The organism is Sphaerisporangium sp. NBC_01403, assembly GCF_045040145.1.
GTDB lineage: Bacteria > Actinomycetota > Actinomycetes > Streptosporangiales > Streptosporangiaceae > Sphaerisporangium > Sphaerisporangium viridialbum.
This window is the reverse complement of the sequence record NZ_CP109534.1, coordinates 2,723,705-2,741,085: the sequence shown is the minus strand read 5'-3', so window position 1 is coordinate 2,741,085 and position 17,381 is coordinate 2,723,705. Positions and strand designations below refer to the sequence as shown.

At 67.2% G+C, this 17,381-nt stretch carries 22 protein-coding genes and 1 pseudogene; 12 read left to right on the top strand and 11 right to left on the bottom strand.

Annotated elements, in window-relative coordinates:
* Window positions 1-85 precede the first annotated feature (85 nt).
* On the top strand, window positions 86-1,387 hold the full coding sequence (locus OG589_RS12340) for an Nramp family divalent metal transporter (RefSeq protein WP_405148769.1): 1,302 nt from the start codon (window positions 86-88) through the stop codon (window positions 1,385-1,387).
* 97 nt (window positions 1,388-1,484) lie between these two features.
* The gene (locus OG589_RS12335) at window positions 1,485-2,633 is read left to right on the top strand and encodes an oxalate decarboxylase family bicupin (RefSeq protein WP_405148768.1); all 1,149 of its coding nucleotides are present in this window, start codon (window positions 1,485-1,487) and stop codon (window positions 2,631-2,633) included.
* A gap of 245 nt (window positions 2,634-2,878) precedes the next feature.
* On the opposite strand, the gene OG589_RS12330 is transcribed toward OG589_RS12335, so the two are convergent.
* Window positions 2,879-3,058: an S-adenosylmethionine decarboxylase gene (locus OG589_RS12330; protein WP_405152024.1), complete on the bottom strand. Its 180-nt coding sequence runs from the start codon at window positions 3,056-3,058 to the stop codon at window positions 2,879-2,881.
* A pseudogene (locus OG589_RS12325) lies at window positions 3,057-3,287 on the bottom strand (S-adenosylmethionine decarboxylase family protein); the annotation flags it as partial. The pseudogene OG589_RS12325 and the gene OG589_RS12330, both read right to left, overlap by 2 nt.
* Before the next feature lie 231 nt (window positions 3,288-3,518).
* On the opposite strand from OG589_RS12325, the gene OG589_RS12320 reads away from it, so the two are divergent.
* Window positions 3,519-3,914 (top strand): hypothetical protein, encoded by a 396-nt coding sequence (locus OG589_RS12320; RefSeq protein WP_405148766.1) that lies wholly within the window; start codon window positions 3,519-3,521, stop codon window positions 3,912-3,914.
* Window positions 3,915-3,960: 46 nt separating this feature from the next.
* Window positions 3,961-4,584 (top strand): O-methyltransferase, encoded by a 624-nt coding sequence (locus tag OG589_RS12315; RefSeq protein WP_405148765.1) that lies wholly within the window; start codon window positions 3,961-3,963, stop codon window positions 4,582-4,584.
* 219 nt (window positions 4,585-4,803) lie between these two features.
* Here OG589_RS12315 and OG589_RS12310 read toward each other — a convergent pair whose 3' ends face one another.
* Entirely contained in the window at window positions 4,804-5,568 is a 765-nt protein-coding gene (locus OG589_RS12310; protein WP_405148763.1) for a class I SAM-dependent methyltransferase, read from the bottom strand.
* A gap of 136 nt (window positions 5,569-5,704) precedes the next feature.
* Here OG589_RS12310 and OG589_RS12305 point away from each other — a divergent pair, with 136 nt between their 5' ends.
* The 4 genes from OG589_RS12305 to OG589_RS12290 all read left to right on the top strand — a co-directional run bounded on the left by OG589_RS12305 (window position 5,705) and on the right by OG589_RS12290 (window position 9,444).
* On the top strand, window positions 5,705-6,307 hold the full coding sequence (locus OG589_RS12305; RefSeq protein ID WP_405148761.1) for a TetR/AcrR family transcriptional regulator: 603 nt from the start codon (window positions 5,705-5,707) through the stop codon (window positions 6,305-6,307).
* 329 nt (window positions 6,308-6,636) lie between these two features.
* Window positions 6,637-7,236, top strand: a complete 600-nt coding sequence (locus tag OG589_RS12300; protein ID WP_405152023.1) for a tyrosine-type recombinase/integrase — start codon at window positions 6,637-6,639, stop codon at window positions 7,234-7,236.
* Window positions 7,237-7,801: 565 nt separating this feature from the next.
* Window positions 7,802-8,275 carry a SigE family RNA polymerase sigma factor gene (locus tag OG589_RS12295; protein WP_405148760.1) on the top strand — a complete coding sequence of 158 codons (474 nt, stop codon included), beginning with the start codon at window positions 7,802-7,804 and terminating at the stop codon, window positions 8,273-8,275.
* Entirely contained in the window at window positions 8,272-9,444 is a 1,173-nt protein-coding gene (locus OG589_RS12290; protein WP_405148758.1) for a hypothetical protein, read from the top strand. The genes OG589_RS12295 and OG589_RS12290 overlap by 4 nt, the downstream gene beginning before the upstream one ends.
* Window positions 9,445-9,660: 216 nt before the next feature.
* Here the strand turns inward: OG589_RS12290 and OG589_RS12285 are convergent, their stop codons facing one another.
* Entirely contained in the window at window positions 9,661-9,816 is a 156-nt protein-coding gene (locus OG589_RS12285; protein ID WP_405148756.1) for a hypothetical protein, read from the bottom strand.
* 643 nt (window positions 9,817-10,459) lie between these two features.
* Between OG589_RS12285 and OG589_RS12280 the strand changes: the two genes are divergently transcribed.
* Window positions 10,460-11,320 (top strand): tyrosine-type recombinase/integrase, encoded by an 861-nt coding sequence (locus tag OG589_RS12280; protein WP_405148754.1) that lies wholly within the window; start codon window positions 10,460-10,462, stop codon window positions 11,318-11,320.
* 122 nt (window positions 11,321-11,442) lie between these two features.
* Here the strand turns inward: OG589_RS12280 and OG589_RS12275 are convergent, their stop codons facing one another.
* The 4 genes from OG589_RS12275 to OG589_RS12260 form a co-directional block, all read right to left on the bottom strand.
* Window positions 11,443-11,604, bottom strand: a complete 162-nt coding sequence (locus OG589_RS12275) for a hypothetical protein (RefSeq protein ID WP_405148753.1) — start codon at window positions 11,602-11,604, stop codon at window positions 11,443-11,445.
* Window positions 11,601-11,996, bottom strand: a complete 396-nt coding sequence (locus OG589_RS12270) for a hypothetical protein (RefSeq protein WP_405148751.1) — start codon at window positions 11,994-11,996, stop codon at window positions 11,601-11,603. Before OG589_RS12270 ends, OG589_RS12275 begins: the two co-directional genes overlap by 4 nt.
* 405 nt (window positions 11,997-12,401) lie before the next feature.
* Window positions 12,402-12,848, bottom strand: a complete 447-nt coding sequence (locus OG589_RS12265) for a nuclear transport factor 2 family protein (protein WP_405148749.1) — start codon at window positions 12,846-12,848, stop codon at window positions 12,402-12,404.
* Complete coding sequence (locus OG589_RS12260) at window positions 12,845-13,693, bottom strand: NmrA family NAD(P)-binding protein (protein ID WP_405148748.1); 849 nt, start codon at window positions 13,691-13,693, stop codon at window positions 12,845-12,847. Before OG589_RS12260 ends, OG589_RS12265 begins: the two co-directional genes overlap by 4 nt.
* Before the next feature lie 111 nt (window positions 13,694-13,804).
* On the opposite strand from OG589_RS12260, the gene OG589_RS12255 reads away from it, so the two are divergent.
* Window positions 13,805-14,743 carry a cupin domain-containing protein gene (locus tag OG589_RS12255; protein ID WP_405148747.1) on the top strand — a complete coding sequence of 313 codons (939 nt, stop codon included), beginning with the start codon at window positions 13,805-13,807 and terminating at the stop codon, window positions 14,741-14,743.
* 25 nt (window positions 14,744-14,768) lie between these two features.
* Complete coding sequence (locus tag OG589_RS12250; RefSeq protein ID WP_405148745.1) at window positions 14,769-15,257, top strand: hypothetical protein; 489 nt, start codon at window positions 14,769-14,771, stop codon at window positions 15,255-15,257.
* A 39-nt stretch (window positions 15,258-15,296) separates the two neighbouring features.
* Here the strand turns inward: OG589_RS12250 and OG589_RS12245 are convergent, their stop codons facing one another.
* From OG589_RS12245 to OG589_RS12235, 3 genes are read right to left on the bottom strand one after another with little or no spacing between them, the layout of a single operon-like run.
* Window positions 15,297-15,623: a DUF1048 domain-containing protein gene (locus tag OG589_RS12245; RefSeq protein ID WP_405148744.1), complete on the bottom strand. Its 327-nt coding sequence runs from the start codon at window positions 15,621-15,623 to the stop codon at window positions 15,297-15,299.
* Between the two features lies 1 nt (window position 15,624).
* Entirely contained in the window at window positions 15,625-15,981 is a 357-nt protein-coding gene (locus OG589_RS12240; RefSeq protein ID WP_405148743.1) for a DUF1048 domain-containing protein, read from the bottom strand.
* Window positions 15,978-16,304: a PadR family transcriptional regulator gene (locus OG589_RS12235; RefSeq protein ID WP_252841205.1), complete on the bottom strand. Its 327-nt coding sequence runs from the start codon at window positions 16,302-16,304 to the stop codon at window positions 15,978-15,980. The genes OG589_RS12240 and OG589_RS12235 overlap by 4 nt, the downstream gene beginning before the upstream one ends.
* Window positions 16,305-16,746: 442 nt before the next feature.
* Between OG589_RS12235 and OG589_RS12230 the strand changes: the two genes are divergently transcribed.
* Entirely contained in the window at window positions 16,747-17,253 is a 507-nt protein-coding gene (locus OG589_RS12230) for a hypothetical protein (RefSeq protein WP_405148740.1), read from the top strand.
* Window positions 17,254-17,381: the final 128 nt, after the last annotated feature.

Here is a 17,381-nt window from a genome sequence, read left to right as displayed (position 1 = left end):
GGTATTCGTGCCTCGACAGGCCATCTCTGATGATAAAAGGCCGAATTGCAGATATATCGGACGTTGGCCTGGAAGGGAAAAGCAAGTGATCGTTCGTAATGCCACCGGCCATGACGTCATCTCGGGCGCCTCGGCCGTTTCGGCGGACTCCAGCGTCTCGGCGGATGAGGGCGGCCGTTCGCGGATCGCGCCGATATTGGGTCCGGCGTTCGTGGCGGCCATCGCCTATATCGACCCAGGCAACGTCGCCACCAATCTCACTGCCGGCGCCACGCACGGATACTTGCTCGTGTGGGTGGTCGTGGTCGCCAGCCTCGTGGCCATCCTCGTCCAGTTCCAGGCCGCCAAGCTGGGGATGGCGACCGGCCAAAGTCTGCCGCGACTGTGCCGGGAGCGACTCCCGCGGTGGGGGACCCGACTCCTGTGGGCCCAGGCCGAGATCGTCGTGCTCGCGACTGACTTGGCCGAGTTCGTCGGCGCGGCTATCGGGATGAGGCTGCTGTTCGGGATGCCCGCAGCTCTCTCCGCCGCGGTGACGGCCGCGGTGTCGCTCCTGCTGCTACAACTGCGGCGGCAGGGCCGTACCCGCCGGTTCGAGCTGATGAGCGCGGCCGCACTCGTGATGGTGGGCGCGGGCGTCTGTTATGACATGGTCGCGGTCGGCCACCAGTCAGCCGCCGGGCTCGCGGCCGGGCTCGTCCCGGGCTTTGACGGCCCGGGCTCGCTGGTCCTCGCGATGGGAATCGTCGGCGCCACGGTCATGCCGCACGCCGTCTACCTGCACTCGGCGCTGGTCCAGGGCCGCGGGCTGTCGACGGACGCCGCGCGCCGGCAGCCTGGGCTCGTGCGTCGTGCGCTGGGGCTCGACTGCGTGCTCGCCCTAGGCATCGCCACCGGCGTCAACGTGTCGATGATCGCCCTGGGTGCCGGGTTCGGTGCCGCGACGGGCGGGACGTGGACCGGCGACCTTATCGACGCACACTCCGAGTTGGCCGGCCGGGTCGGCGGCTTCGCCGCCCTGGCGTTCGCCGTGGCACTACTGTCTTCCGGGATCTCGTCGGCCGGGGTCGGCACGTTGGCGGGAGATGTGGTCATGCACGGATTTCTCGGCTGGCGGGTGTCCCCCCACGTGCGCAGGATCGTGACGATGGCGCCGTCCGTGCTGGCGTTGAGCATCGGCGTGCCCCTCACCGGCTTGCTGATCGCGAGCCAGGTGGTGATCTCGCTGGGGGTACCGGTGGCGTTGTTCCTCCTCGTCTGGTTCTGCCGGGACCGGGCGTTGATGGGCCCGCTCGTCAACGCCCCGCTCACCACGCGGGTCGCCGGGGTGACGGGCACGATTGTGGCCGCGCTCGGCGCCTGCCTGCCGTTCACGCTCCTTTTCTGAAGCCCCCGTTCACTTCCGAAACAGCGCGGAAAGTCGCTGCCAGTCGCCCTTCACCCGCGCCATTTGTCCATCGCACCAATACAAAGGATGAGCTCGCATGCGTGACCGTACGTACAAGAACATTCCGCAACCCCAACGAGACGGCCAGGGAGGCGTCGACACGGGCCCCCGGAACATCGAGTTGGACATTCAGAATCCGGATCTGCTCACGCCGCCGGTCACCGACCACGGCACCGTGCCCAACATGAAATTCTCCTTCTCCATGGCGCACACCCGGATCGAGGAGGGCGGATGGACCCGGGAGGTCACCGCGCGTGAGTTGCCGATCGCCACCACGCTGGCCGGCGTCGACATGCACCTCAACCCGGGCGCCTACCGTGAGCTGCACTGGCACAAGGAGGCGGAGTGGGCCTACGTACTGGAAGGCAGCTGCCGGATCGGCGCCGTCGACCAGGAGGGCTGCAACTTCCTCGACGACGTGCAGAAGGGCGACCTATGGTTCTTCCCCAAGGGTGTGCCGCACTACATCCAGGCACTCGAGGAGGGTGTGGAGTTCCTGCTGGTCTTCGATGACGGATCGTTCTCCGAGAACTCCACCTTCATGATCAGTGACTTCTTCGCGCACACGCCGAAAAGCGTCCTGGCGAAGAATTTTGGCTGGACGCTCGAGCAGATGGAGAACATGCCGGAGAAGGAGAAGTACATTTTCCAGGGCCAGGTGCCGCCTCCCCTGGAGTCCGACCGGGTGGTCAGCCCCACGGGTGACGTGCCGCGGACGTTCAAGCACCGGATGCACGCACAGGAGCCGATCCGGTTCGACGGCGGCACGGTGCGGATCGTCGACTCGAGGACCTTCACGGCGGCCACCACCATCTCGGCCGCCCTGGTGGAGATCGAGCCGGGCGGCCTGCGTGAGCTGCACTGGCACCCGACCGACGACGAGTGGCAGTACTGGATCTCCGGGTTCGGCCGGATGGGCGTGTTCGCCAGCTCCGGCCTCGCGCGGACCTTCAACTTCCAGGCCGGGGACGTCGGCTACGTGCCGTTCGCCTACGGGCACTACATCGAGAATCTCGGCAACGAGCCACTGGTCTTCCTCGAGATGTTCCGCAATCCGCTCTTCGAGGACATTTCAGCGATGCAGTGGATGGCCAACACTCCGCCGCAAGTCAGCGCCGATACGCTCAACGTCCCGAGGTCGATGATCGAGGCACTCCCGAAGACCAAGCACAGCGTCGTCAGATGATCTCGTTACATCGGACGTGTCCGCTGGGGGCCGGGACGGCGCCAGTCGCGCCGTCCCGGTGGGTTCGGTTGAGGCCAGAACAGGGGGCGGCGGCGGGTCCACCCCGGCGGATGGTGCAGCGCCGAACTCTGGGACTTCCTGTCCGGTCTGCTCAAGTCACCAGGTCACAAAGAGGGTTTTGTGGCCACCAGGCGCCCTCTGGGTTGAGACGGTCGAAGCACAGTAGAGGATGTCTATGGACTGGGTCATCGCGACGCTCCTTGAATACAGGGCCTGGCCGCTGGGATGGGCATGCCGCGCTCGACGATGGTCATCTCATGCGCCGCCGGGTGCAGAGCTTGGAGGATCACCTGCGCGGCGGCCTCGGGGCGGGTCTGACGTCCGCAGGTGAACACATCCACATAGCAGGCGCCCTGCTCGGGGATAGGTGTGCACGGCTGCGTGGGATTCGGACAGAATCGCCGCGACGGTCACGCCGTGCGGGTGGAAGCGATGGCTGCGCATGTCCAGCAGCGTCGCCTTGGCTTGGTTGACTGCTGTTTCTAGCAGCTGGCGCAAATAGCTCTCATCGTTGAGGAGGTGAGCGTCCACACCTGCCAGTTGTGCCATCACGTGCCGCCCCCAGAACTCCCCGACCTGCTCTGCGGCGTTCATGCGCCCTGCCCAGAGTCGACGATGAGGACCGGCAACGGCGGATGCCCTTGAAGCCGGCTGAGCTATAGGAGGCGGTGTAGGCGCCGGCGTTGCCGATGAGCACCCGGTCGCCCTCGGTGAGGTTCAGCGGCAACCTTGGCTGATGGTGGCGGTAACAGACGATGTCCCCGTCGGCGGTCGGGCCGGCCAGCACCACCGGCCCGGTTGCGGTGGCGTGCTCCGGTACGGCGGATGAAGACCCTGTCCGCCTATGGCGCGGGCAGTAAGGCGCCGGCGTTGGACCAGCTGGTCGAACCGCGGCGGACCGCGACGCTGCTGGCGGTCACCCGGAGCCTGGAGGCTGAGGCGATCGATGACGCGCTGGATCTGTTCGCGCTGCTGATGGCCACCAGGTTGATCAGCCCGACCCGCCGTAAGTCCGCCGAGGAGCGGCTGCGGATGCTGCCCCCGTTGGAGCGCGCCGCCAAGCTGGTGGCCAAGGCCGGCCGGTCCTGGTCGACCAGCTGGACCTGGTCGATCAGGAGGACGCGGACCTGGATGTCGCGGCGGTCTGGGTCGCGGTGGCCGAGCGGGCCGGGGCCGGCAAGGAGCAGGTGCGCGCGGCGCTGCAGGTGGTGGAGGAGCTAGGGACTGTCCCGTGGATCTATGACAGTTGGTTGTTTAACCTTGTTCGATGTCGGTTGAAGGTACGGCAGCGTATGCCGATCTGGTGGGATTGCCGCCATTGGTGAGGCGGGCGGTTCAAGTCGCGCGGCGGGTGGGCTTTGGGCCTTCCTGTCGTCCTGAGCAGGGTCGGTTGCTGTACGCCCTGGCGGCTGGTGCCGAGGCGGTTGGGGAGACCGGGACCGGGTGTGGGGTGGGGCTTGCCTGGCTGGCATCAGGAGCCCGGCCAGGGACCCGGTTGGTCAGCGTTGAACTGGATGCTGATCGGGCGGCGCTGGCCGCTCAGGTGTTCTGTGGTCACCCACAGGTGTCGGTGATTCAAGGTGACTGGCGGGAGATTTACCGGGACGGGCCGTATGACCTGCTCGTGCTCGATGGAGGTGGGCAGGGCAAGCGCGGTGAGCAACCGGCCGATCCGCACCGGCTGCTCAGGCCTGGGGGGATCGTGGTCATCGACGACCTGGCCCCGGCTCGGCACTGGCCGCCGCGGTTTGACGGCGCTGTCGATCAGGCTCGGATGCACTGGCTGGATCACCCCGGTTTGGACACGGCGGAACTTCGGCTCGCGCCCGACCTGGCCGCGCTCGTGGCCACCCGCCGTTTCGCTGACGCGCCCAGCTCGGTAGATCACTGAACGGGGTCGCGGAGCCAGATCCTGATCGAGGCAACGTCCACGGTGCCCCGATAGATGCGTTCGCGCTTGTCGGTGCGAAGGGCCGACCGCACGGTGGCCCTTCAACATGTTGATGCACCGCTCGGCGGTGTTGCGCTGCTTGTACCACTCGGCGTTGAAGCCGGGCGGCCGCCCGCCTTTGCGCCCTTGTATAGGTCGGCGGCGATTTTGCGGATGGACTCAGGAGGTGCCGGCGCGTACGGCGGTCGCGGCAAGCGTGGTGTAGTTCATCGTGAAGCGTCCACCCAGGGAGTCGATGGCGCCCCCGACCGCGTCCAGTATCTCGGCCAGCTGATCGGGACGGAGTTGGGTGAGGCCGCCGGTGGTGGGTAGCAGGTCCAGCCATTGGTCGCGCGTGTAGGACTGCTCCCAGTCGAATCGCCACTGTTCGGGATCGTTGAACTGTTCGGTCTCGCGGATCTTGTCGGCGAACTTCGCGTATGCCGCCTGGTAGAGGTCGAGCGGACGTCGGGCCGGTTGGCCGTTGAGCGGGGAGTCGGGCGCCGCCCGCCGGTAGGCAGCGGCGAACGGTTCGGCCACCTCGGCAGGCGGCTCGTACACGTGCCCGAAGATCGCCAGCCGTCCCCCTGTACGCAGCACACGTGCCGCCTTCACGGCGCCGACGACCGGATCCACCCAGTGCCACGACTGGGCGGCTATGACCGCGTCAAACGTCCGGCCGACCGGCTGCCAGGCTTCGAAGGCCGCCACCTCGACCTGCAGGCCACGTGATCGCGCGAAGTCGGCCATCCGCGCATCGGGCTCGACGCCGAGCACGGCGCAGCCGGCGGCCTGGAACTGGCAGGCTGCGATGCCGGTACCGCAGCCGACGTCGAGCACGTCAGGCCCGGGGCTCCCGGCGACGATCCGCGCCACCAATGCATCGGGGTAGCCGGGCCGGGCTTGGTCGTAGCGTTGCGCGTCCACGCCGAACGACTCGGCCATCCGCCGGGCCTTGTGCGGCTCCGCTGGGGACGGTTCTGGTTGCTCTCGCGGTAGTATGGGCATGCGCCCACCTTAGTGGGCGTGCGCCCACTGGGCAATGGATGCCAGCGGGTTGACGCACGAAAGGATCTCTTAAGTGCCGACTGGGGTACACCTTCGCGACGCACGGCGGCAGCTATTCGACGCTGCCGAACGCGTGCTTCTGCGGGACGGGCCGAACGGGCTGACCAGCCGGGCCGTCACCGACGAGGCGGGCTGCGCCAAAGGCGTCCTGCACCGGCACTTCACCGACTTCGACGCCTTCCTCACCGACCTCGTGCTCGACCGGGCCGCGCAGCTCGAGACGCAGGCGAGTGCGCTGCGCGAGTCCGCCGGTACCGGCACAGTGGCCAACAACCTCACCAGCGCGCTGATCACCCTGTTCGGACCGATTCCCGTGGCAATCATCCCGCTCATCACCTTCCGGGACGAGCTGCGCGCACGGCTACGGCAAGCCAGGCCCGGAGGCGGCATCGCGATCCTCGCCCAGGCCACGACCGCGATCTCGGCCTATCTGGCCGACGAGCGTGAACTGGGCCGCATCGCGGCCGACGCCGACGTCGACTCACTCACCCTCTCCCTGGTCGGTGGCGGGCATCTCCTGTTTGCAGACCGCGACCCCGGCCCGCCGGCCACGGCAGTGGTCAACAAGCTCGTGACAGCGGTCATCGCCGACGCCGTGCAACGACGACCGGCCTAGGGACCCCTGAGTGTCGGCAAACGATCGTTATCTTGAGCCGCCCGAAGGGTGTCCTTCACGTCCGGTAAGGGCGTTGAAGGGCCCGTGATCTGCCTGGTGGACGCGGTTATCTACCGCCGTCCATGAAGCAGATCCCCCGAAAAGGACTGGTTCACCTTCCTTGGCCTGGGTGGGCTGGACTGGCGCGAGGTCCGCCTGGAGGACGTCGGCGAGTTCGTCGCCTGGCTGCGCCTGCCTCCGGCGGGCCGTGAGAGCGCGGTCACGGTCTTGCCGTCGGTGGAGCATCACTGTGCTGAGAGCACGAATCGGCAAGCTCAAGAGCCACCGCGCTGTGGCCTTACGCACCGACAAACGCCAGCGCATCTACCAAGGCACCATCGACGTCGCCTCAATCAGAATCTTGCTCCGCGCTCCCGTCCCGTGATCCACGGGACACGCCTTCCGACATAGCGGACCTCGGCTACAACCGCGGCTGGCGCACCCTCACCGTCACCCGCAAGGGCGGCAAACGCCAGGCACTCCCCCTGGCCCCGCCCGTCGCCGACGCCCTCGATCACTACCTCGCCAGCAGGGCCGACAGCAGCCAGCCGCATCAAAGCCGGCTACAGGGGCCACTGTTCGTCACCGGAGCATCCGGCCCCCACCAGGGCGGAAAGCGCCTGGACCGCTGGGCCATCACCAAACTCATCCGCCGCATCGCCCAGGCTGCGGCCATCCCCTCCGCGGCCAAACTCACCCCGCACTCGCTGCGGCACTCCCTCGCCACCCTGTCCCTGGACGCCGGCGCCGCCCTACGGGACGTCCAAGACACCATGGGCCACGCCGACCCCCGAACCACCCGCGCCTATGACCGCGCCCGCTACGCCCCCGACCGCCACCCCGCCACCCGCCTGGTCTCCTTCGTCGCCACCATCGACACCGACATCTGAAGACCGCCGGATCGTGAACGCAACGCCGCTCCGCGGTCTGATCTCGAAGACACGGGCAGCGACAGCGGCAACCGGTCACCGAAGCATCACCGCAGAGCGACGGCGTTCGCTCCATCATGTTGGTATGGGGGCGCTGTGTGGAGTGCCTCCAGGCATGAGACCTTCCCCGGCCTCCGCTGCAGCGGGGCAACAGGCCCATGGCCGGACGCCACTGACAAAACTCTGCGTTTCCGCTGGTAGACCGGGCGCCGAGTTACAGAATCGCGATCACACGCGCACGCTCTCTTCGGCGGGGCTCAGTGACCGTCCGTTACCGCTTCACAGACTTTGCGCCAGAATCGCAACTCACCTACAGAGCCAGGCGGCCAGGGAACAGCCAGGCCGAGGCCGGGGTCGGATGGATACCTGCCCATTAAGTACGTGTGAAGAATGTCACTTTGGCCTTACCGAGCAACCTGGACGGTGGGTTGTGCATGGAAGAGGTATGCCATCTGAGATTCAACGAGTGGTAGTGGAACCACCGCCACCAGGGCGGCCGCCCGCTGAGAGCACGGGTGATGCCGTCGTGGCCGAGGTGTTTTCGGCCCACCGGCTTGGCCTGGTCCGTTTGGCGTTCCTGCTGGTAGGAAGCCAGGAGACTGCCGAGGACGTCGTCCAGGACGCCTTCGCGGCGCTCCATCGTCGGTGGAGCCGATTGGTCGACCACGATCGGGTGCTGCCCTACCTGCGGACGGCCGTGGTGAACGGGTGCCGCATGGTCCATCGGCGGCGGGCGATCGTCGGCAGGTTCGTCGGCGACCGGGAGACACCGTTCTGGTCGGCGGAGGCCGCCATCCTGCTGGGCGAGACGCGCCGGGAGGTGTTCCTGGCCGTGCGTGCGCTGCCGCGCCGCCAGCGCGAGGCCGTGGTACTGCGCTATTACCTCGACCTGTCGGAGGCGGAGATCTCTGAGGCCATGGGGATCAGCCGCGGAACGGTGAAGTCGACCGTCTCCCGAGCCCTTAAGGCACTCACCGCGAAACTGGAGGGGAACCGATGAGCCCACGGATCGAAAATCGACTTCGCGATGCCTTCGCCGTCGGCGCCGAACTGGTCCGCGCCGAGACTCTGCGCCCGGCCGAAGAGACCGTGCGGGCGAAAGTCATCGCGCCGCGGCACAAACTCGTCCTGGCGGTCCCGCTGGCGGCCGCCCTTGTCGTCGTCGTCATAGGCGCGGTCGTCGTCATGGTGGCCGGGGTACGCGCTCCGGCCGGGCCTGCGGCGAAGGCCCTCTTGGGCCCGCGTTTTTTGCTGGCCGCCGACAATGACGGGATGACGGTCCGCGACGCGCAGACCGGGAAGATCACAGGCCGGGTCGGGTTGCCCCGAGCCCCCGAGGGGAGCCTTCGGGAGCCCGGTGGATACCTGCTGGCCGGGACCGGCGAAGGCACGACGTTCTACGTCGCCCAGAGCGTGACATCCCGCCAGACACAGGTGAGCACCACCTGGTTTCATCGGGTGCGGGTCGATGAGCGGGGAAGAGTGGCCGAGCTGGCCCGCGACGTGATTCCCGCGGTGACCGGTACGACCGCGAGTTCCCTCGCCGTCACCGGTGACGGCACTCAGCTGGCCTACAGCCTCGACGGCAAGGTGTGCGGTCAGGACAAAACGCTGCGCTTTTGTCCCGGAGCACGGCTCACGGTCGTCGATCTGCCCGCGGGGACGAGACGCACCTGGACGACGAACGCCGCGGGACAGATCAGGAACCTCTCATGGGCGGCTGATCACCGCGTGCTCGGTTTCGTGGTGAAATCCGAGGCCCGGGTCCTGGACACCGCCGCCGCCGGTACCACGCTCGCCATCAGCCGCGTCGTGGCCCCAGGGCAGGAGGCCACGACTTCAGCGATCAGTCCGGATGGCCGAAGCATGCTGATCGGCCGCACCCATCTGTCCGACGGCCGGCAACCGCATCGCTACACCATCGATGAGTACTCCGTCACAGACGGCCGCAAGATTCGCACGCTGCTCAGCGCGGACCGCTACGGCATGACCATCGCCTGGTGGAACCTGATCCGCTATGACGCTACCGGGCGCCACCTGCTGGTCGTGGGTAACTTCTACCCGCTGAGCAGGCTGGACGACGGACAAGTCACCCCCTTGCTCTACCACGGGCCTTCAGATCCGCATCTCTCGGACTCCTCGCCGCCGGCAATAGAAGCGGCCTGGTGAATGACTACCAGTTGGCCCTCCACTCGGGTCCGTGCGATGAGGCCTAAGTAGCTCTGTGTAATCGTGAGTCAGTGTCGACAGGCCCTCGTTTGCCGACACACTCGCACTGCGAGGAACATTCCAGCCGAAACGTGCTCCTACACTCCGAGTAATCAAAATCACGGAGAGTACTACCACTGATGGTGGTGCGGCATCCTCAGGCACCGGGCGCGTCAATCAAAACGCCCTACCTTGCGGCTCGCCGGAGCCCAGGGATTTTGTCCGCCAGCCACCCGGCCAGCACATCCTCATCTTGTTCCCCACCAGCTCCCAGTCGCCGTCCAGCAGCGTCCACGCCGCGATCAGCTCCTCCGGCTCCCACTCCCGACGCACCCGAACCCGCCCTCCATCCGACCGTCTCCGACACGAACACGATCAAGCAGAAACTCCACCCAACCAGCCACATTCACCGCTCCGAAACGATCACGAACCGCAATCGTGGCCTCTCACTCCGCTACCTGGCGGCTGGGGACATGTTCGGGAGCGGAGGGCCGTGTCCATGGTCGCGGGCGGCATCGGCGATCGTCGCGGCGAGTCAGGAGCAGTCGCGGGCGGCCTGGGCCAGGGCCTGCTCGGCGCGGGCGCGGGCCCGGTGTGGGGGTGTCGGTAAGACTCGTGCAACCAGGTACACGCGATTGAGTTCGCCCAGCTCAGCAGTAGTGCTCAGACAGCAGTGAGGGATCTTTCACCAATCGTCGGACGCCGGTGATCGTGCGCGGCCAGTATTGATCCGGATTCGTGGGGTTTGCGGCGGCATGGCTGCCCGCTTCGTGAGAGAGCCGGATGCCGCGTGGCGCGTGTGCTGGACGAGGATGAGCTCACTGCGGTCAACTCGGCCTTCATAAGGTCTTGTGCTTCATCCACCAGCAGCGCGAGGCCGTGCCCGTCCTCGGCAGCAGCGGCGGCGAGGTCCCGCCCAACTGGCCGAGGTCAAGCGTGTCGGCTCCTCCCAGCTGGTCAGCAAGATCCACCTGCGTTGGAGCGGGCGCCGCTGGACGGCGACACCCGCCGCGCCTACGACTCCCGGGTGCGGACCTTCCTGGCCTGGCTGGATGGCAGCGGCCTGGACGGCGACCCGCTCACCGACGGCCACGACCGCGACTTCGCCGTCCGCGACTACAAGACCCACATGAAGACCGTCCTCGGCCGTACAGCCAACACGGTCAACGCCCACCTGACGGCCCTGGACCACTTCTTCACCCAGCTCGGTCTCGGCCCCGCGATCGTCCGACGCGACGACGCCCCCAAGCTCGCGCCCCGCGCCTTGGACGCCCGCCAGCAGAAGCGCTACCTGCGCGCCGTCGAACGCCGCTCGCACGCCCGCGACCGCGCCATCGGCCGGCTGCTGTTCTACTCCGGCCTGCGCATCGCCGAACTCGTCGCCCTGGACGACAACGACGTCCCCCTGTCCGCCCGCAAGGGCAAGGTCATCGTCCGCTCCGGCAAAGGCGAGACCTCCCGCGAGGTCCCGCTCCTGGACACCACCGCCCGGACCTCCGTCACCGAATGGCGGACCGAACGCGCCTCATGGCCCGGCGCCGACAGCCCGGCTCTGTTCCTCAACCGCCGCGGCGGACGCCTGTCCACCCGAGCTGTCGACCAGCTCATGGACGAACTCGCCGCCGACGCCGACATCGTCGACGAAGCCGGTGCCCTCGCCCTGTCTGCTCACACCCTGCGGCACACCCTGGCCACCAACCTGCTCCGCGCCGGCGTCGACATCGTCGTCGTCGCCGAGATCCTCGGCCACGCCAGACTCGACACCACCCGGCGATACACCTTGCCCACCCGCGCCGACCTCGAAGACGCCGTCAGCCACCTCCCGAGCGATCAGTAGGACACCGCTGAGCTGGCGAATTCAATCGCGTGTACCTGGTTGCACGAGTCTTACCGACACCCCGCCTGCAACCGCTTGATCTCGGCGGTGAGCGGCGCCCGCACCGCGACGGAGAGCTTGACTTACAGCTCGTCCATCTCCGTGCACTCCGCTGCGGTCAGGTAGTGCGCGGCGCCCTCGGGGACGCGCTGCAAGGGCTCGCAGAGGGTGCCGACGTAGTGCTCGGCGGCGGCGGCCCACTCCGCCCGGGACGGCCACATCCGGGGCCCGATCCTGTCGCTCATCGGCGCCGGACTCCCCGCATGTACTCGTCGACGCTCTGTCCGCCGAGCCAGTCCGGGTCCGCGCCCAGCAGCTCCGACACCGGGGCCCGGTGCATGCGGTCCAGGTTCCGCCACCCATCCGGGATGGGCTCGTCCCGGATGAGGAGACGCGAGGCCTCCAGGGCGAACCGGCCGACGCCCATCGTCCACTGGTCGAGCTGGTCGTGATTGGGGTTGCCCTCGGACGTCGGCCAAACGCGCCGCCACTGCGGCCGGCCGTGCTCGACCCACGCCTCGTCGAGGTGCTCCTCGACGTCGGCTCCCTGCTGAGCCGGGTGGTACTCCAGAAGGGTGAGCGGCACGCCGTACTCCAGCGCGGCGTAGATGTCCTCCATGCCGTTGGTGACGGTCAAGCCCTCGCCGATGTCGGAGACGACAGCGAGGTACCCGAGGTGGGCGTTCCCATAGTCGGCGGTCCAGACGCTGAGGTGCGCCGACTCCCTGGTGGGCGATCCTCGATCTGGTAGAAGGTCTGTTCGTCCGGCGAGATCAGCGGAACCTCCATCGGGAGCGCTGCCACGACTTCCGCGAGCTGCTTGGCCATGGCACTCGCGGCCGCGCTCGTGGCCGCCTGTGCTCCCGCCGCGTCCGTGACGGCGAAGCCGGCGATCGAAATCTCCGGCGGGCTCACGCAGCCCGTCTTCTCCTACAAAAACGCCATCCGCGAGCACGTCTGGGTGCGGTCGCCGGTCGACGGCGACGGCGCAGTGTGGCCAGCTCGGCGGGGCCGACCACGCGGGGCCAGCCAGCCGGCGGTGCTACGCCTGGCCCGGTGGCCATCCTGCGGCGTCGAACACGGCGACCGGGTCGAGGTAGTCGCGCCAGTGGGCCACCTTACGGTCCTTGACGGTGATGACGGAGACGAAGCGGTTGTCGTAGGGCCGACCGGTCTGCACCGACCTGCCGTGGACTTCGTACTCCAGGACGACCACCGAGGTCTCCGCGGCCCGGTGCACGCGGAGGTTGCCGGCGCTGTGTACCTCCATGAAGTCGCCGTAGCCGCCGTACAATTCGGCGATGTTCCGCCGTCCTTCGACCTGGCGGGGGTACCCCGGCACGGAGATCACGAACTCGAAGACCACGTCGTCGGCGAGGAGGTCGAAGAAGTCCTCCCCGTCGGCGAGGCCGTCCAGCCCCTCCTTGATGATCAGGAAGAACGGGCTGAGCGCGCCGAACGGAGCAGTGTCGGCGACGGTCTTGCTCACTTCGCCTCCCGGGTCCAGGAGTGGGCGTTGCGTTCGGCGAACTCGCGGAAGGTGCCCGGTGGCCGGCCGGTGACCTTCTCGATGTCGTCGGTGGGCGTGGCGCCGTTGCCGGAAATGATGGCGCCGGTTAGCCAGCGCAGCATCACCGCGTAGTTGGCGGGGACGCCCGCGGCGAGCGCGCCGCTGATCCAGGCTTGCTGGTCGATGTCGTGGTGGACGACGGGCCGGCCGCTCACGGCGGCGATGATGTCGGCGACCTCGCCGAAGCTGAGGGCCTGCGGGCCAGTGAGCGTGTACTGCGCGCCGGCGTGGGCGCCGGGATCCAGCAGCGTCTCGGCCGCGACCGCCGCGATGTCGTCCGCGTCGACGAAGGCTTCCGTGCCGCCGCCGCTGGGGGCCGTGATCGCTCCGTCGGCGAGCGGGAGGTGGTCGTCGGTGAAGTTCTGCATCACCCATGCGGGGCGCAGGACGGAGCGGGTGAGGTCGTGCCGGGCGGCGAGGTCGGCCTCGACGGCGGCGATGTCTATCTCCTGCGGCGCCTGGTCGGCGTTGTGGGTGCTCAGGAAGGTGACGTGGCGTACGCCGGCGGTCTCGGCGAGGTCCAGGAAGCCGGCGACCTGGTCGGCGTACCTGACGCGCAGGACGGGGGTCACCAGGTAGAGGCGGTCCACGCCGGCCAGGGCGTCCGCGTGGGTGGCCGGGTCGTCCCAGTCGAACCGGATGTCGGCTCCTCGGCGGGCCGCGGTACGGGTGGCGATTCCTCGTCGGGGGAGCTTCCCGGCCAGCAGCGAGCCGGTCCTGCCGGTGCCGCCCAGGATGAGTGCGGTGGGTGCTTCGTTGCTCATGACTCGATGATTGGCGCTCTAGGCGAGTTAATCCATGCGTATTTCGCTCGAATTTTTATGTGAAGCTCTCGCTGCCTTGACCCTGACGCTCGTTCTGTTCAGTCTGCTGCCATGGACCTGCTGTATGACTACCTGGTGCGGGCGCGCGCCACCGGCGCCGTCTTCGCGCGGACGGTTGCCGAGCCGCCGTGGGGGCTGCGGCTGGGCGGTTCGATCCAGCTTGCGGTGCACACGGTCGTCCGAGGGCGGGGATGGCTCTGGCTGGACACCCCTGGGAGTGCTGTGGAGCTCTCACCGGGAACCGTCACGCTGGTGCGCGGCGGGCCGGACCACTACATCGGGCACGAGCCGGGCGCCGACTGCCTGGGCCCGGAGGAGTTCCGGACCCGGCACGCCCAGGCGGGCCCCGGTGACAACCCGCAGGCCACGGTCTTCTTGTGCGGCGCCTACCAGTTCTCCGGCGATGTCGGCAGCGGACTCCTCGACGCGCTGCCACAGGTCATGACCCTCTCGGCGGCAATCGACGATCCCCTCCGGGACGTGGTCACCCTGCTCTCACGTGAGCTGGTCCGTACCGAACCGGCCCAGCAGATCGTGCTGGACCGCCTTCTGGATCTGCTTCTCGTGCTGGCCATCCGCAGCGACTTCCGCCGGAGCGCGACCGCACCGCGCTGGTACCGGGCGTCCGCGGACCCGCGGCTGAGCGCCGCGCTGCAGGCCATGCACGAGAACGCGGCCCACCCGTGGACGGTGCCCGAGCTCGCCGCGATCAGCGGCCTGTCCCGGGCCGCCTTCGCGCGGGCCTTCCGGGAGGTGCTCGGCCAGGCCCCCATGCAGTACCTGACCGAATGGCGGATGACCCTCGCCCGCGACCACTTGCGCGCCGACGATCTCAGCCTGGCTCAGATCGCCGACGCCGTCGGTTACGGTTCGCCCTTCGCCTTCGCGGCGGCCTTCCGCCGCCACCACGGAGATCCGCCCGGAGCCTGGCGGCAGCGGGAACGGGCAGCCGCAGACACGCGTCCGCTCGCCACGCACCCCGGCTCGTGAGTCGTTGTCTGACACCGCTCGTGCCTTGGAGTACGCCGATGCGGTCGACGCCCACGTGAAGGCATCTGACTCTGCGTGGAGTAAGGCGCTGGTGCGGTTGGATGTGGCCAGTTCGGTACTTCAGGGCGCGGCTCCAGATGTTGAGCGCGCGATGCAACTGGGGCATGAGGCGTTGGATGCCGCTGCCGGCAAGCCGTTCCCGGTGGATCCGCCGCCTGATCTGGTCGCCCCGCAGGTGATCGCCGCGCATGACTGGTCGGCTTTCCAGGCGTTGCCGCGGATGGCTGATCATGAGCGGGCCGGTGAGGGGCTAGAGTTCAGATTCAAGATGACCGAGGCCGCGCTGGAGGCACCGACCGAGACGGTCGAGGACGTCATCTATCCCGCGGTGCCCGGCGGCTACAAGACTCTGGTGACGCTGCTGCACGAGTACAAGGCCAAGGGATCTTCGTACCGGCAGCACAAACAGCGCGTGTTCAAGGCCTCCTACACAACCACTACCGCACGGGCTTGATTCAGATCATCGAGGCGCTGGAGTTCGGGTCGACGGGTGTTACTTCTCGGCCGTGCCGGGTTCCCCTCTGATGGACTCCTGATAGATGTCCGCGTAGGTGCGCGAGTCCTTGACCAGGTCGTCGCAGAAGGCAGCGACATCGTTGCCGATGAGTTCCAGGACTCCCTTGCCGGCCGCGACGCCCTCCTCGAAGAAATCGATGATCCCTGAGAGCAGGGACCCGTCAAGCAAGTCGATCGGTCCAACCTTGAAGATGTACCTCTGAATCTCCTTGTAGACGATCTGATAGTCCGGCGGGAGCGCCTTGACCCGCGCCATGTGCGCCCGCCACTGCTTCTTGCCCTCGATGATGTCTTGGATGCCCACGTCAGCCTCCTAGCCGGCCCAATTTCCTTGCGACGTTCCTGTTCAACTGCTCGCGCCACCGGTCGCGAAAGCTCCGACCCCCTTCTCCGCCGGCCAGCGCCGCGCAGAAGCCCTCGATGTCGTCACCCAGCACCTCGTGAATGCTCCGCCCATCGGCCGCTGTCTCTTCGAGCAGCCCCAGAGCATTGTCGAGAATCGGCATCAGGTTTCGACCTGTGAAGTCCGAGTAGGGAGAAAGATGACCCTTGATCTCTTCCCACGCCGCCCGGTAGTCGGCCGGCAATGCCTCGGCCCGAGCTTCGAACGCCTTCCATTCCCTGGTGAGATCGCTGCCTGTCATGGTCTCCCAGAAGTTCATCTCCCGCCCTCCTTGAGCTTGTCGATCCGTGATGTGATGTACTCCCATTTCGCCCAGAACGTCGCGAGTTCCTCGCGCCCCGCGTCGTTGAGCGCATAGAACTTGCGCGGCGGGCCCAGCCCGGACGGTCGTTTCGTCACCTGGACGAGCCCGTTCTTCTCCAGTCGCAGCAGGATGGTGTAAACCGTCCCCTCGACGACGTCGGCGAAGCCGAGTTCGTTCAGCCGACGCGTGATGGCGTACCCGTAGGTCTCCTCGCTGCCGATGATTTCAAGCACGCAGCCCTCAAGCGTGCCCTTCAGCATCTCCGTCAGGTCGTCCATCGTGGGTCCTCTTCCGCCCTCCTGGTACTCTGTGGTACCGAGTACCACTACACGGTACCACAGAGTAGTGGACCGTGCCCAGCAAGCGGCGAGCACAGGCCACGGAAGGTGTGGCGCGGCCGTTCGCCGTCGGGACTGCACCGTGTCATGCGAGTTGGAGGTCAGGTCGGAGACGCGCCGCCTGCCTCCCGGTCGATGGAATCGTCGGCCCGCGCACGTTAGCTGTGACCCTCGACGCATGACGGCGAGGCCCTGCCTTGCGTGATGAGGGGAATGTGTTCAGGACGCACAGGCCGGAGTGTTTCAGGACATCGTCGGGTTTACTCACCACTGCTTTCCCTCGAACAGTCACTAGCCCTACTTGAGGCCGAGTCCTATGGTTCTGGACATTCGACGCCGAAACTCATCAAGACCTTTACCTAGCCCCATCGGCGAGACGCAGATGGGCGTTGAGTTGAGCTGGATATGCTTGCGAAACTTCAGTGCTTCCTCGAAGTTGTCGAGGGAGGTGCCCGAAAAGGGGAATCGTATGCTCATGAATAAAAAGGTTCGCGCATCTATCTGGATGAGCGCGGCGGTCAGTCTAGTCGCGGGGGTTGCGTGGACAGGCATCGCAGGGGCGGCTATCCCTGCCGTGACCAGGGCAACGGCCCCGTATGCGCAGGCGGCTGCTGTGGTCAACTCCGACGGGAGTATCAACCGTGCCAAGGGAATCAAGGCAGTAACGAAGCCTGCCGTCGGACATTACTGTGTCGAGCTGGAGGACACGGACCTGGACATCACGAAGCTTGTTCCGGTGGCCACCCTGCAGTACACGTCCTTCGAGTATGGAATCCGTGTGTCAATGTGGCCGGATCCCAGCTGCGGAACCCGAAAGGACACGTTCCTTGTCATCACCGGGATACCAAACAAGTGGGAAGACCGGGCATTTTCGATAGTCATTCCGTAACCCTGAGGCCGCTTCATGGAGGTGGCCACCCGGCCGAGGTAGTTACCCGGCCGGGCATAGATGAGGCCGAACACGAAGCGTCCCTGTTCTCCTGGTCCAAATGGACACCGGAGGAGACGGGGGCGCTT